The 14490-nt window shown below is 67.4% G+C and carries 14 protein-coding genes and 1 pseudogene; 9 read left to right on the plus strand and 6 right to left on the minus strand.

What is annotated here, in order from left to right:
- Positions 1 to 518 precede the first annotated feature (518 nt).
- The 6 genes from ACR65K_RS12430 (at position 519) to ACR65K_RS12455 (ending at position 6214) form a co-directional block, all read left to right on the plus strand.
- A complete protein-coding gene (locus tag ACR65K_RS12430; protein ID WP_440153107.1) occupies positions 519 to 2642 on the plus strand; it encodes a S9 family peptidase in 2124 nt (707 codons plus the stop codon).
- 228 nt (positions 2643 to 2870) lie between these two features.
- Positions 2871 to 3380 (plus strand): amino-acid N-acetyltransferase, encoded by a 510-nt coding sequence (locus ACR65K_RS12435; protein WP_440153109.1) that lies wholly within the window; start codon positions 2871 to 2873, stop codon positions 3378 to 3380.
- Between the two features lie 250 nt (positions 3381 to 3630).
- Complete coding sequence (gene dhaK, locus ACR65K_RS12440) at positions 3631 to 4632, plus strand: dihydroxyacetone kinase subunit DhaK (protein WP_440153111.1); 1002 nt, start codon at positions 3631 to 3633, stop codon at positions 4630 to 4632.
- A 2-nt stretch (positions 4633 to 4634) separates the two neighbouring features.
- Positions 4635 to 5267, plus strand: coding sequence for a dihydroxyacetone kinase subunit DhaL (gene dhaL / locus ACR65K_RS12445; protein ID WP_440153306.1), 633 nt, complete (start codon positions 4635 to 4637; stop codon positions 5265 to 5267).
- Entirely contained in the window at positions 5264 to 6004 is a 741-nt protein-coding gene (gene dhaM, locus ACR65K_RS12450; protein ID WP_440153113.1) for a dihydroxyacetone kinase phosphoryl donor subunit DhaM, read from the plus strand. Before dhaL ends, dhaM begins: the two co-directional genes overlap by 4 nt.
- Positions 6005 to 6040: 36 nt before the next feature.
- Positions 6041 to 6214, plus strand: a complete 174-nt coding sequence (locus ACR65K_RS12455) for a hypothetical protein (RefSeq protein WP_200946289.1) — start codon at positions 6041 to 6043, stop codon at positions 6212 to 6214.
- 13 nt (positions 6215 to 6227) lie between these two features.
- Here ACR65K_RS12455 and ACR65K_RS12460 read toward each other — a convergent pair whose 3' ends face one another.
- The 3 genes from ACR65K_RS12460 to ACR65K_RS12470 all read right to left on the minus strand — a co-directional run bounded on the left by ACR65K_RS12460 (position 6228) and on the right by ACR65K_RS12470 (position 8221).
- Positions 6228 to 6728, minus strand: coding sequence for a hypothetical protein (locus tag ACR65K_RS12460; protein ID WP_440153114.1), 501 nt, complete (start codon positions 6726 to 6728; stop codon positions 6228 to 6230).
- Between the two features lie 76 nt (positions 6729 to 6804).
- Positions 6805 to 7236: a DUF3592 domain-containing protein gene (locus ACR65K_RS12465; protein ID WP_440153116.1), complete on the minus strand. Its 432-nt coding sequence runs from the start codon at positions 7234 to 7236 to the stop codon at positions 6805 to 6807.
- A gap of 64 nt (positions 7237 to 7300) precedes the next feature.
- Positions 7301 to 8221 (minus strand): HhH-GPD family protein, encoded by a 921-nt coding sequence (locus ACR65K_RS12470; protein ID WP_440153117.1) that lies wholly within the window; start codon positions 8219 to 8221, stop codon positions 7301 to 7303.
- Between the two features lie 194 nt (positions 8222 to 8415).
- On the opposite strand from ACR65K_RS12470, the gene ACR65K_RS12475 reads away from it, so the two are divergent.
- Positions 8416 to 9126: a hypothetical protein gene (locus ACR65K_RS12475; RefSeq protein WP_440153118.1), complete on the plus strand. Its 711-nt coding sequence runs from the start codon at positions 8416 to 8418 to the stop codon at positions 9124 to 9126.
- Between the two features lie 140 nt (positions 9127 to 9266).
- Here ACR65K_RS12475 and disA read toward each other — a convergent pair.
- The 3 genes and pseudogenes from disA to ACR65K_RS12490 all read right to left on the minus strand — a co-directional run bounded on the left by disA (position 9267) and on the right by ACR65K_RS12490 (position 11409).
- Positions 9267 to 10344: pseudogene (gene disA, locus ACR65K_RS12480) on the minus strand (DNA integrity scanning diadenylate cyclase DisA).
- 247 nt (positions 10345 to 10591) lie between these two features.
- Positions 10592 to 11092: a 2'-5' RNA ligase family protein gene (locus ACR65K_RS12485; RefSeq protein ID WP_440153120.1), complete on the minus strand. Its 501-nt coding sequence runs from the start codon at positions 11090 to 11092 to the stop codon at positions 10592 to 10594.
- Positions 11093 to 11157: 65 nt separating this feature from the next.
- On the minus strand, positions 11158 to 11409 hold the full coding sequence (locus ACR65K_RS12490) for a hypothetical protein (protein ID WP_440153121.1): 252 nt from the start codon (positions 11407 to 11409) through the stop codon (positions 11158 to 11160).
- A 195-nt stretch (positions 11410 to 11604) separates the two neighbouring features.
- Between ACR65K_RS12490 and ACR65K_RS12495 the strand changes: the two genes are divergently transcribed.
- Both ACR65K_RS12495 and ACR65K_RS12500 read left to right on the plus strand, forming a co-directional pair.
- Entirely contained in the window at positions 11605 to 13218 is a 1614-nt protein-coding gene (locus ACR65K_RS12495) for a peptide chain release factor 3 (RefSeq protein WP_440153123.1), read from the plus strand.
- A 6-nt stretch (positions 13219 to 13224) separates the two neighbouring features.
- On the plus strand, positions 13225 to 14454 hold the full coding sequence (locus ACR65K_RS12500) for a beta-ketoacyl-[acyl-carrier-protein] synthase family protein (protein WP_440153125.1): 1230 nt from the start codon (positions 13225 to 13227) through the stop codon (positions 14452 to 14454).
- Positions 14455 to 14490 lie beyond the last annotated feature (36 nt).

Raw genomic sequence — 14490 nt, forward strand, 5'->3', positions numbered from 1 at the left:
GTCCGTGGCTGGGTCCGGCGCCGGACATCAGAGATTTCCCGGCGCCTGCTCCTTCGTCGCTTTGACGGCGCCTACATAAATCCCTGATGCCCGGCACCTCGTGCGGAAGGCGGCTTTTGGGACAACCCTGGGGCTGGGCCCTGGAGAGTCCTTGAGCGGCCCTTCCCCGCATAACCGGTGCTGCCCGCGACCGTTTATGCGGTCCAGGACCGGTCCTGTCGCTGGCCTACCGTGGCACCCTCTGTGCTTAGCCTCAAGCGCAGGTGCCGGGGTCATTTGTGTAGCTTGCGTCAAAGCGACGAAGGAGCAGCAAGCGGCAAATGGCGCCGGGGCCGGAGCGGGCCCAACCACGGAAACGCACCCAAGCCCAGGCGCCGGGGCCGGAGCGGGCCCAACCACGGAAACGCACCCAAGCCCAGGCGCCGGGGCCGGAGCGGACCCGGCCATGGGAGCGCACGCAAACCGCAGGGGAGCGTGGCGGCTGTGATGCGGGGCACAAACCGTGTTGAATCGGGGGCATGGCTAACTTGGAACCGGCGATCCCGGAAGAGCAACCACAGACCCCATTCCACGACCTCGACCACTACCTGTCCATCCCGCGGGTAAGCGGACTGGCCCTGAGCCCGGACGGCTCGCGGCTGGTCACCACTGTCGGCACCCTGAACGGCAAGGGCACGGAGTTTGCCACTGCACTGTGGGAGCTTGACCCCGCCGGGCAGAAGCACGCGCGGCGCATTACCCGCAGCGCCAAGGGTGAGGCCGGTGCGGCCTTCGCTGCCAACGGCGACGTCTACTTCACATCCGCGCGTCCCGACCCCGACAGCCCCGACGAAGAGCCGGTGAACGCGCTGTGGCTGCTTCCGGCCGACGGCGGGGAAGCCCGCGTGGTCCTCAGCCGGCCCGGCGGCGTCAGCAAAGTGATGACGGCCCGGGACGCCGACGCGGCGTTCGTGACGGCAGACGTTTTGGCTGGGTCCACTAACGAGGAGGACGACGCCGAGCGGCGCAAGGCGCGCAAGGACGGGAAGGTCTCGGCCATCCTGCACAGCGAATACCCGGTCCGCTACTGGGACGCGGACTTGGGCCCGGGACAGCCGCGGATCTTTGCGGTGGAGGAGGGGGAGGACAAGGGGCCAGGCAAGCCGGCAACCGTTGACGCCACCGCGCCCTTGGTCCTGCGCAACCTGACACCGGAGGCCGGGCCGCGGCTGCGGGAAGCGGAGGCGGTGGTCAGCCCTGACGGCAGGACCATCTACAGCAGCTACACCAAACCACTGGCCAAGGCGGACAGCCGTTCCATCCTGGTGGCGGTGGATGTGGCATCCGGCGGCATGAAGGTGCTGCTGGACCAGGAGGGAATGAGCTACTTCCCGGGCCCCGTCAGCCCGGACGGCGGGACGCTGGTGGTGGTCAGCGAAAGCGACTCCACTCCGGAGGAGGCCCCCGAAATCAAAATGCACCTGCTCGATGTCTCCGGCGCTGCTGCCGGCGAAGCTGCGGGCCTGCAGCCCCTGGCCCACGACTGGGACCGCTGGCCCAAGCCATCAGGGTGGCTCCCGGACGGCTCCGCCATCCTCGTCACGGCAGACGACGACGGCGCGTCGCCGGTCTTCCGGGTCAGCGTTCCGCCGGCTGCGGCTGAGGTGGGCGTCACCCGGGTGACGCAGGACGCCGCGGCCTACTCCGACGTCGTCATTTCCCCTGAGGCGCGAAACGCGTATGCCCTGCGCAGCTCCTATGGATTCCCTGCCGAAGCCGTACGCATCGACCTGTCCACAGGCGAAACCACCCGGCTGCCTGCCCCGGCAGAACGTCCCGACTGCCCGGGGCGCCTTGAGCGCATCGCCGCAACCGCGGCCGACGGATCCCGGGTACCTGCCTACCTGGCGCTGCCGGACGGTGCCTCAGCGGACAATCCGGCGCCGCTGCTCCTGTGGATCCACGGCGGTCCGCTGGGATCCTGGAATGCCTGGACGTGGCGCTGGAACCCGTGGCTGCTGACAGCCAGGGGATACGCGGTGCTGCTGCCGGATCCTGCCTTGTCCACGGGGTACGGACAGTCCTACATCCAGCGGGGCTGGGGCTCCTGGGGGAAAGCGCCGTTCACCGACCTGATGGCCGTCACCGACGCCGCCGTTGAACGGCCGGACATCGATGAATCCCGGACTGCGGCGATGGGCGGTTCCTTTGGCGGCTACATGGCCAACTGGGTGGCAGGCAACACGGACCGGTTCAAGGCCGTGGTCACCCACGCGAGCCTGTGGGCGCTGGACCAGTTCGGGCCCACCACGGATGCCTCGCAGTACTGGCTGAAGGAAATGACGGCGGAGATGGCGCTTGAGAACTCCCCACACCTGCATGCCGAGAACATCAGCACACCCATGCTGGTGATCCACGGCGACAAGGACTACAGGGTTCCCATCGGCGAGGGACTGCGGCTTTGGTACGAACTGCTGTCCAAGTCCCGGCTGGCGGCGGACCAGGACGGGCAGACGCCCCACCGGTTCCTGTACTTCCCGGATGAAAACCACTGGGTCCTCCAGCCGCAGCACGCCAAGGTCTGGTACCAGGTGGTGGAGTGGTTCCTGGCAAAGAACGTCCTGGGCAAGGACATACAACTGCCCGCGGAACTGGGACTGTAGGTGGTTGGCTTCGCGCCGTCGGCCGAGGCATGTGCCGGCGCCCGCACAAATGCCTGACCGCCGCCGCGTGTGGGCGGCGCACCTTTAGTGAAGTGAAGGTGCCGGCGCCATTTGTGTAGCTTGCGTCAGAGCGACGAAGGAGCAGCAAGCGGCAAATGACGCCGGTACCGGAACGCCCCAACCCCATCCGCAACCAGTAGCAGCCGTCCCGCCTCGTAGGATGGCTGTGTGACCGACTCCTTCCATATCCGCCCAGCACGCACCAGTGACGTCCCTGCCATCAAGAAACTGGTGGCGCCCCTGGCAGAGGAGCGCATCCTGATGGCAAAGGAGACGGTGGCGTATTACGAGAGCCTGCAGGAGTTCCGTATTGCCGAGTCCAATGACGGCGGGATGATCGGCTGCGGCGCCCTGCACGTGATGTGGGAGGACCTCGCGGAAATCCGTACCCTGGCAACTTCCGGGGAATGGCGCGGCAAGGGGGTGGGGCACGTCCTGGTGGAAAGCCTGCTGGAGGAGGCCCGTGCCCTTGGTGTTGCGCGGGTCTTCTGCCTCACGTTCGAGGTGGACTTCTTCAAGCGCCACGGCTTCGAGGTTATGGCGGACCAGTCGGCAGTGGACCCGGAAGTGTATTCGGAGCTGCTGCGCTCCCATGACGAAGGCGTGGCCGAATTCCTGGACCTGGCACGGGTGAAGCCCAATACCCTGGGCAACACCCGGATGATCCGCACCCTCTAAGTCCTTGTACAGGTGTTTTGCGCGCTCCCGTCTTGGCTTTACTCGATTTGATGGATAAACTGTTCGCGGCCGATATGTGGGGGGCCTCAGGAAAGGGACAGTCATTGGGGGCTGTCCCTTTGCTGCGTCCCGGGACGGCCGGCCGGGGGAGCGGCGGGCAAACCGGGGCGGAAGGAACCTACCGCCACCTGCGATGACGGTAGTAGGGTCGAAAAACACATCCTTCAGGAGCACAGCCAGGAGCAACGCCGTGAAGAAACTCATCAACGATCCAAAATCCGTCGTCCAGGAAGCTGTCCAGGGCTTTGGCCTGGCGCACGCCGGGCTGGTCACGGTCAGCGAAGACCCCATCTACATCACCCGCAAGGACGCGCCGGTGGCAGGCAAGGTGGGGCTGGTTTCGGGCGGCGGAAGCGGGCATGAGCCGCTGCATGCCGGCTACGTGGGGCAGGGAATGCTCGACGCCGCGGTGCCGGGGGCGGTGTTCACCTCACCGACGCCCGACCAGATCCTTCCCGCCACCCTGGCAGTCAACTCTGGCGCCGGCGTCGTCCATATCGTCAAGAACTACACCGGCGACGTCCTGAACTTCGAGACAGCCGCGGAACTGGCCGAGGCGGAGGGCGTGAGCGTCCGCACGGTGCTGGTCAATGACGACGTCGCGGTGGAGGACTCGCTCTACACGGCCGGCCGCCGCGGCGTGGGCGGCACCGTTCTGGTGGAGAAAATTGCGGGAGCGGCTGCGGAGCGCGGTGACGACCTGGACGCGGTTGCTGCCATCGGGGAACGGGTGAACGCCAACGTCAGGACCATGGGCGTTGCCCTGTCCGCCTGCACCGTCCCGCACGCGGGGACGCCCAGTTTCGACCTGGCCGAGGATGAGATTGAAATTGGCATCGGGATCCACGGGGAACCCGGCAGGCACCGGATCCCGATGGAAAGCGCGGACGGCATCACCAACCGCCTGCTGGAACCCGTCTTGTCCGACCTGAAGATAAGCTCCGGGGACAAGGTGCTGCTGTTCGTCAACGGCATGGGCGGCACTCCGTTGAGCGAGCTCTACATCGTGTACCGGCGGGCCGTGCAGGTGCTCGCCGATGCCGGTGCCACGGTGGAACGCTCGCTGGTGGGCAACTACATCACGGCCCTGGAGATGCAGGGCTGCTCCATTTCGGTCCTCCGGCTCGACGATGAGCTCACCCAACTGTGGGACGCACCCGTGCACACCGCCGCGCTGCGCTGGGGCGTGTGACTGTGGTCCTGGACGTCAACTGGGCCGTGAAATGGCTGACCCTTTGCGCGCAGGCCATGGCCGAACACCGTGTCGAACTGATCGAACTGGACCGTGCCATCGGGGACTCGGACCACGGCGAAAACATGGACCGTGGCTTCCAGGCCGTCCTGGCGAAGCTCGGTGAAGCCACGCCGGAGACCCCCGGTGCGGCCCTGAAGATGACCGCCATGACCCTGATGTCCAAAGTGGGCGGTGCCGCCGGGCCCCTTTACGGCACGGCGTTCCTTCGTGCCGCCACCGCCCTTGGTGATGCCGCTGAGATCGATCCGGGAGCGTGGGCCGGTGCCCTGGCGGCCGCCAGGGACGGGATCGTGGCGCGGGGGAAGGCGGAGCCGGGCGACAAGACGATGGTGGATGCGTGGACACCGGCGGTTGATGCTGCCCGCGCCGCTGCGGACGGCGACGGCGCGGACGTCCTGAGCGTCCTGGTGGCCGCCGCGGAAGCTGCCGAAGCCGGGGCGGTGGCCACCGATCCGCTCATCGCGCGGAAAGGCCGGGCCAGCTATCTCGGCGAACGAAGTGCCGGCCACCGGGATCCCGGAGCTGTCTCCAGTGCGTTGATCCTGCGCGCGGCCGTTGGGGCAGCTGCGTGACCGTAAGCATCGTGGTGGTCTCCCACAGTGAAAAAATTGCCGACGGCGCCGTGGAGCTTGCCACCCAGATGGCACCCGATGTGATGATCCTGGCTGCCGGCGGCACCGACGACGGCAGGATCGGCACCAGCCTGGAGAAGGTCCTTGCCGCCCTTGAACGGGCCGGTGGAGAGTCGGGCGGGGAACAGGCCGGCGCTGAACAGGCCGCCGCGCAGCCCAGCGGCACGGTGGTCCTGACGGACCTCGGATCGGCGGTGATGACGGCCGAATCGGCGCTGGAGTTCCTGGCGAATCCCGCCGGCGTCCTGCTCGCCGACGCACCGCTGGTGGAAGGCCTGGCGGCGGCTGCGGTGGCCGCGCAGGGCGGAGCTGACGTGCAGGCAGTGCGGGAGGCGGCCGAGGCGGCGGCTGGTCCGCCGCGCCAGCCGGAACCTGCCCGGACGGAAGCGACGGACGCGGGACCTGTCAGCAGCGCCTCACCTGATTGCACAGGCGACTTCGAACTGGTCAACCAGGCAGGCATGCATGCCCGTCCTGCCGCGAGAGTGGCAGGCGGCCTGGCGTCGCTTGACGCCGAGGTCACCATCAATGGGGTGGACGGGGCGTCCATGACGGGGCTGATGACCCTCGGGGCGGGCAAGGGCACTGTGCTGCACGTGGAAGCGTGGGGCGCAGATGCGGAGCGTGCAGTGGAGTACGTCGGCGGGCTGGTGGAGGCCGGCTTCGGCGAGCCCTAGCCCCCGTGGCGGGTTCCTGCGAATAAGCTCAATGCCATGGAACGGCCGCTTGCAGAGAACTCCCAGGAAATCGAAGTGCTGGACGGCCAAATCTCCGTAGAGGAACTGCTGGCCGAACTCGGCTTCAACTGGAGTGCTGAACCCGTGGTCGGCGGTGCGGAACCCGGAGCCCCCGGGGGCGAAACCTTCACGCAGCCGGCGCTGTTCTAGTCCACTTCCAAACTCAAGGCCGGGCCTGCTGGTGCAGCCCGGCGTCGTCCAAAACCACCGACGCCGACAGGACCCTCCCGCACTGCTCGCCGAAGGGATACGCCGCATGCGGACTGAACTCCAGGCTGCGAACCGGGAGCGCGGTTCCGTCCGGGGCTGTGGCGGACACTGTCACGGCCATGGGTGATTCGGTCAGGGCGTCCAGCATCAGCACACCAACTTTGGTGCCGTCCGGAGAGGCGGTGGCCGAACAGGCACCCTCCGAGTTGCATCCCGAGTCCACGGAAGTACTGCCCGGGCGGAGCTCGACGTCGCCCTCCTTGCAGGTGCCGTCCTGGCAGGCCCGCACGTGCAGCGCCCCCACCTTCGGCGAGTAACCGGCGGTAACGGTTATGGAGACAGCGGTGGCCTGCGCGATAGCCGGGCAGGCGCTGCCGCGGAAATCGCAGGCGGAGACAAAGGCAGACAGCAGTGCCGCCGTCGATAACACCAGGAGCCGCCCGGGCCTGTGCATGCCTTCAGGCTACGTCGGGTGGGTGCTCAGGGGGCCGGCGGGCGTCAATTGGAGGCAGCATTGTTATGCCGCCGGCCTAACCCACCGGGAAAATGCCGATGAACCAGAACAGTGCCAGGGCAAACACCGCGAAAAAGGCAATCAGGCAGCCGACGGCGGTGCGCGGCTCTGAGGAAACCTGGAGGGATTCGTTGGGGTTCTGCGGGTTGTAGGCCACCTCGATCAGCGACCCCGGCACCGGCTGCTCCACCCCGGAGACCTCGGACTTCCCCATGAAAAGGGTGCCCTGCGGATCGGTGAACTGGTAGGTGGGGTAGTAGCGGAGGTTCCGGTTGGAGCCGCCCACGCCGCTGGTCCAGCCGGTGGCGCTGCCGGTGACGGTCGCCTGCACCTTGGGCCAGGCCGCCATCAGCCGTTCCCGGCGCCTGGTCCTGCGGCCCGCATGGACCAGCGGAAAGATCGCGGCGGCAACGAACAAGGCCCACACGATGTACAGAATGGTTTTCATGGCTTCCCCCGGTTCCGGTCACAAGAAGTATGCCATTTCCGGCATGTGCCTGGCCCGTGGCGGGTCAGGCGGGGAGCCGGTAGCCGCCGTCGTGCATCTCGGCCAGGCCGTCCGCCAGCAGCCCCGCCAGCGCCCGCTCAAGCTGTTCCGGGGCGGTGTTGAGCCGGTGCAGCGCGGCAAGGGGCACGCCGATTCCCTCGGGTGCATAGCCAAGATCTGCCGGCTCCCGCTGGAACATGTCCGCCGGCACGGGGGTTTCGGCCAGCCGCAGCACGGCCAGCACGGCGCCGCGGACCTGGCGGTCGGTGCCGTGCCACGCCTGGCCTTTGGGAACGTACGACGGCGGGGGCTCACCCGCAGCGAGCCAGGCGCAGGAGTCCTGTACCGGGCAGGCAGCGCACTTGGGCGCCCGTGCCGTGCAGACCAGCGCCCCCAGTTCCATGACCGCAGCGTTCCAGCGCACGGAGGTTTCGTCGTCGTCCGGCAACAGGGCGGCGGCCAGCCGCATCTCCGCCGCGGTCAGCGCGGGGGCGGGAAGCGCGACGCCGGAGACCAGGCGGGCGTGCACCCGCCGGATGTTGGTGTCCACCACAGTTTCGCGACGGCCGTACGCGAAGGCGGCCACGGCCGCGGCCGTGTAACTGCCCACGCCGGGCAGGGCCAGCAGTTCCGGGTAGGTATCCGGGACCAGGCCGGCGTGGTCCTGGACAATGGCGGTGGCTGCGGCATGCAGCCGGAGGGCGCGCCGGGGATAGCCGAGCCGACCCCAGGAACGGACCGCTTCGCCTGCCGGTTCGCCTGCCAGTCCGGCGGGGGTGGGCCAGCGCTTGAGCCATTCGTGCCAGACGGGGAGTACCCGGACCACGGGGGTCTGCTGCAGCATGATCTCACTGACCAGCACGCCCCATGGGGAGCAGTGGGGTTCGCGCCAGGGCAGGTCGCGGGCGATTCCGGCGAACCAGGAGTTGATCCGGTGATGGAGCATCTCGAGGTCTGCAGGGCCCGGGGGAGTGACCGCAGCGGCGGCGGTGGAGGTTTGAGTGTCGATGCCACATACCTTAGTTGATGCGTTCAGGCGGGCTGAAAACCGCGTGTGGCCAGTGCGGTGTGACCAGCTCGATCCGGCGTGCGGCGGCGTGGTGGCAGTGCAGAACCGGCGGCGTTCCCTAGCCTAGGAGGATGGGCAGGCAAGGCGATTCAGCAGCACGCGGCACGGCATCCGGTTCCAGCAGCGTCCGGAAGCCCAGCCCTGCTGTGTACCGCCGCCGTCGCCTGGTTGTCGGCGCGGCGCTGCTGCTGGTGCTTGCGCTTGTGGTCAGCGGTTTTGCCCTGGCGGGAGCTTTCAAGGGCGATTCGCAGCAGGCGTCCTCCACGCAGCCTTCTCCAGGCGGCACGGCCGCCCCGTCCGCCTCCGCAAGTCCGTCTGCTGCCGCCACTCCTTCCGGCCCGGCGTCGGCAACCACGTCCGCGACGCCGTCGCCCACTGCCTCTGCCACCCCTTCGTGCAACCAGAACCAGGTGACTGTTTCGGCGTCCACTGACAAACCCGCTTATGGCCCGGGAGAAAACCCGATGCTGACACTGAAGGTGACCAATGGCGGCAGCGTCCCCTGTGAAGTCAACATCGGAACCTCGCAGATGGAATTCCTGGTCACCAGCGGCTCCGACCGGATCTTCTCTTCAAAGGACTGCCAGGCCTCCAGCGAAGACCTGGTGAAGGTGATTGCCCCCGGCGCCAGCGAAACCGCGAACTTCCCGTGGAACCGGAACCGCAGTGCCGAGGGCTGCAAGGCAGTCTCTGCAGCGCCTGGCGGCGGTGGCGCCTACTACATCTTCACCGCCAAGCTGGGTTCACGGGCCAGCCCCAAGGCCGTCTTTCAGCTGAACTGACCCCCACCCTGCATCGATTGCTGAGTAACTGTCGTTTTCGGGGCTGAAAACGGCACCTGCTCAGCAATCGATGGGGGAAGCGCGGGGATGCTTGATAGGGAAGAAGCCTGCGGGGTTCGCCGGGGAAGGGTGAATCTGGTTTAGAGGAAGCGGTCCAGGAGGCTTGCCTCGGCCATCCGGCTGAGCCCCTCACGCAACTGTCCGGGCGCGCTGGTCGCCGATGCCGTCGACGGTCATGAGGTCATCGATGGTGGCTGCCATCAGGAACTGCAGGCCGCCGAAGTGGTCCACCAGGCGGTCCGCCACGGCCTTTGGAACAGCCTTCAGGCCGGACAGCAGCCGGTAGCCACGGGGCTGCACCACGGCATCGAGGTTTACTTCACCGCCCGCAAATCCCACGATTGACGAAATCTTGCCGAGGTCGATCAGCTCCGTTGGCCCCAGGCTGACGAGTTCATTGACGGCCTTTTCGATGTCCTCCGCGGACGCATCGGGGCTGGCGTAGTCGCGGATGATCACGTCACTGCCCGGGCCGCGTCCCACGGTAAGCTCGTCCAGCTGGAGGGAGAGGAGCCGGCCGTCGTCGCCCAGTTCCAGGACGTACTGCGAGATTTCCTCCGAAATACGGCGGACCATTTCCTGCCGCTGCAGGGTGACCGCAACGTCGCGCACGGTCACCATGGCCTCGATTTCCAGGGCCGAGAGCGAACTGGTGACCTGGTCCAGGCGGGCCACGTAGCGCTCCAGGGTGGCAAGGGCCTGGTTGGCGCGGGCCAGGACGTTCTCGGATCCCTCCAGGACATGCCGCAACCCGTTTACGTACAGGGCAATGATCTGCATGGACTGGCTCACGGAGATGACGGGGGCCCCGGTCTGCTTGGCCACCCGCTCCGCCGTACGGTGGCGGGTGCCGGACTCCTGCGTTTCGATGCTTGAGTCCGGGACCAGCTGGACTGCGGCCCGCAGGATGTTGCCCGCGTCCTTGTCGCAGATGATGGCGCCGTCCATCTTGGCCAGTTCGCGCAGGCGGGTGGGGGAGAATTCGATCCCGATATCAAATCCGCCGGAGCAGATGGAATCGATGGTGCGGTCCGAACCCAGGACGATCAGAGCGCCGGTGCGTCCGCGGAGGATCCGTTCCAGGCCGTCGCGGAGGGGCGTTCCGGGTGCAACCCTGCCCAGAGTGGCCCTCAGCGATTCTTCGGGGCTCCGCGCCATAGGTGTTTCCCTTCAAAGATGCGGACCGCCGCCCGCAGGAATGCCGGCGTCCGCAGTTTGCCGGCAGGATCAAAAAGTGCACTGATTCCCGCAAGCTCAATGATAGGGGCAAGAAACTCAACTTCCGCACGGTCAAGCCCCAAAGTGCCCCATTAGGGGGTGCCCCGAACGGCCGGGAAAACGGGCTTTGGGCGGCTGGCCGGGTGGGTACTTTCGACCCGTTTGATGCCTGGCGCTGAGGTGGTGGTCAGCCGGACGGTCCCAGGGGCGTGACCGTTTTGGTGCTGCTGTCCCAGATCCGCGCGCCTGTGCAGCGGCCTTCGAGGCGCAGGGCCAGCAGGTCCAATGCAGTTCCGAGTTGATGCGCGGGAATCCGCCGGGAGATGGTGACGTGCGGTGTCCAGGCCCCCGGACAGGTCTGCGGCAGTGCCCCGGACAGGCCCTGGTGGAGGAGGCGGTGCAGGTCCAGCAGGGGTGAGGTCAACAGAACGGACCGGGCAAGGACATATCTTCCGGTACCGGCGGGAAAGACGATCGCCCCGGAGAAGATGACATCGATGGGCAACCCTTCCCAGGGGCCTTCGTCGGCGGCAACCACGTCCGGGCCGGCGGCAAGCGTGATGTGCGGGCTGTTGCTGGCGGAAGTATGGGCGGCAAGGCTGGGGAGGCCCGCTGCCGCGAGCCGCGCCCAGTCGGCCCTGACGAGTGAGTCCGTGGCGTCGTCAAAGACCAACTCGATGCTGCGCATGAACACATCATGCCCCCACCGGCGTGCTGCCGGCGCCTGCCGGATGTTGCCCCCGCCCGGGGGCTTCAGCGTCCCAGGTCCCGAAGCATCCGTTCCAGGTCCCGGCTGACTTTGGAAAGCGATGCAGCCCGGAGGGCCTTGTGCTCAGCCGCTGTCTGCACTCCGCGTTTCCGGGACGGTCCTGAGGGAAGGGCCGACGCCGGTGCCTGGGTTGGCGCGCCAAGGCCCGCCGGGGCGTTGGCGGGCACATTCGTTGCCAGGTTGGTGGCGAGGGGGTCGAAGAAGAGGTTGCCGGTGAAGGTGGCGCCATGCATCATGCGCCCAAGCTAACCGGCCCGCATTTCACTGCTTTGAACACCCGGTTTCGCCCGCGTTAAGCCGGACCGGTCCCGTTTGCAGCCCTGCGATAAACTTGTACTTTGGCCGTTTGCCAATGACATTCCCCGCCCTCGAGTCGCAGCGCAATACCCGAAAGGCCCCAGGGCAGCCACAACCGCAGCGAAGGTAACACCGTGTCCCAAGATGTCCTGACCCCCGCCCGGATCTCCGGTATCCACAAAGAGGCCGGCCGCCGCAGGACCTTTGCTGTCATCTCGCACCCGGACGCCGGCAAGTCCACGCTCACCGAGGCCTTGGCCCTGCACGCAAAGGTCATCGGAACCGCCGGCGCCTCCAGCGGCAAGGCCAACCGCAAGGAGACGGTCTCCGACTGGATGCAGATGGAAAAGGACCGCGGCATCTCCATCAGCTCCGCGGCCCTGCAGTTCTCCTACCGCGACACCGTGATCAACCTCCTGGACACCCCCGGCCACGCCGACTTCTCCGAGGACACGTACCGGGTGCTGGCCGCCGTCGACTGCGCGGTGATGCTGGTGGACGCCGCCAAGGGCCTGGAAACCCAGACCATGAAGCTGTTCGAGGTCTGCAAGCAGCGGAACCTGCCCATCATCACCGTCATCAACAAGTGGGACCGTCCCGGCCTGGACGCGCTGGCGCTGATGGACGAAATCACCGAGCGGACCGGGCTGCAGCCCATGCCGCTGACCTGGGCCGTTGGGATATCCGGCGATTTCCGCGGCGTTTGGGACCTCCGCAATGACCGCTTCGCCAGGTTCCAGCGCAACAACGCAGGCGCCCAGATCGCGCTCACCGAGTACTTCACCCCGGAGGAAGCCGCGGAAAGCCAGGGCAGCAACTGGTCCGACGCCGTGGACGAGGCCGGACTGGTGATCGAGTCCAACCTGGAGTTCGACGTCGACGCCTTCCACGCCGGCAAGGCCACCCCCATCCTGTTCAGCTCCGCCGCCCTGAACTTCGGCGTCAAGGAACTGCTGGACGCGCTGGTGGACTTCGCGCCGCCGGCGGCGCCCCGCCCCGACGTGGACGGCACCCCGCGGCCCGTTGAGTCGCCGTTCTCCGGCTTCGTCTTCAAGGTCCAGGCCGGCATGAACAAGGCCCACCGCGACCACGTGGCCTTCATCCGTGTCTGCTCGGGGGTCTTTGAGCGCGGCATGGTGGTCACCCAGACCCGCACCGGCAAGTCCTTCGCCACCAAGTACGCCCAGCAGGTGTTCGGCCGCGAACGCGAAGTCATCGACGAGGCCTACCCCGGTGACGTTGTTGGCCTGGTCAACGCCTCCTCCCTGCGAGTCGGCGACAGCCTGTTCCTTGAGGACCCGGTGGAATACCCGGCCATCCCGCTGTTCGCCCCCGAACATTTCCAGGTGGCCCGGTCCAAGGACCCCAGCAAGTTCAAGCAGTTCCGCCGCGGAATCGAACAGCTGGAGCACGAGGGCGTCATCCAGGTGCTCCGCTCCGATGTCCGCGGTGACCAGGCGCCGGTGCTTGCCGCCGTCGGACCCATGCAGTTCGAGGTGGTGGAGGACCGCATGGCGCACGACTTCAGTGCACCCATGCGCCTGGAACGCCTGCCCTACTCGCTGGCCAGGATTTCGACGGCGGAAGCCATGCCTGCGCTGGCCAACGTCATCGGCGCGGAGGTGCTGTTGCGGTCCGACGGCGAATACCTGGCTTTGTTCAACGACGTTTGGGCGCTGCGCCGGATCGAGAAGAACCACCCGGACCTTACCCTCGTGCCCATCGGCACGCACAACCCCGCAAAGTAGGGCCCCATGGCTGAAATCCAACCCCGCGCACTGATCACCGGTGTGGGCACCATCAATCCCCTGGGTTCCAACACCAAGGAAACCTGGGAGGCCCTGCTTGACGGGCGTTCCGGGATTGCGGCGCTGGAGCACGACTGGGCGGAGCAGCTGCCGGTCAGGATCGCCGGGCAGGTCAGGGCGGACCTCTCGGAGCACCTCAGCACCCGCGAGATGAAGCGGATGGACCGGTGCGGCCAGTTCGCGCTGATTGCGGCACGGGAGGCGTGGACACAGGCCGGCGCCCCGGAGGTGGACCCGGAGCGGTTCGCCGTGGTGATCGGCTCCGCGTATGGCGGCCTGGGTTCCACGCTCGAGCAGGACCGCGTGCTGGGACAGTCAGGCCCCCGCAAGGTCTCGCCGCATACCCTCACCCGGCTCATGGTCAACGGCCCGGCCGCGTGGGTATCCATGGACCTGGGTGCCCGTGGCGGCGCCCGGACGCCTGTCAGCGCCTGCGCTTCCGGGGCTGAGGCGATTGTCCAGGCAGCCGAGATGATCCGCGCCGGTGCTGCCGACGTCGTGATTGCCGGCGGTGTGGATGCCTCCGTGAATGACCTGGTGATCAGCGGCTTTTCGCAGATCCGTGCCCTCTCCACCCGTCCGGGTGATCCCCAGCTTGCCTCGCGGCCGTTCGACGGCGGCCGGGACGGCTTTGTGCTCGCGGAGGGCGCCGGGGTGGTGGTGCTTGAGAGCGAGGAGCACGCCCGTGCCCGTGGCGCCGCCGTGCTTGGGGCCGTTGCCGGGGGGGCCGTAACCTCCGACGCAAATGACATCGTGGCCGCAGATCCCGCCATGCAGCGGCGGGTCATGCAGAAGGCCCTGGATTCGGCGGGCATGCAGCCTGCGGACATCGGATTCGTCCACGCACATGCCACCTCCACTCCCGTGGGGGACCGGCTTGAAGGCCAGTCCATCAACGCGGTCTTCGGCAGCGACGTACCGGTCACTTCCACCAAGGGGCATACCGGACACCTGCTGGGCGGCGCGGGCGCCCTGGCCGCCGTCGTGGTGGTTGAAGCCCTGCGGACCGGCAAGGTGCCGGGGACGCTGAACGTGGAGGCGCTGGACCCGGAAGTGGACCTTAACGTCCTCACCGAAGGCGCCCACCAGCTTCCCCCGGGTTACGCCCCGGCCGGGCTGGTGAACGCCTTCGGTTTTGGTGGCCACAGCGTGGCTTTGGTGATCACGGGCGCCTGACTTCAGCCAGAACGCCGGAACGGTGCCGGGACGCCG

It is taken from the genome of Arthrobacter sp. SAFR-179 (assembly GCF_059414945.1).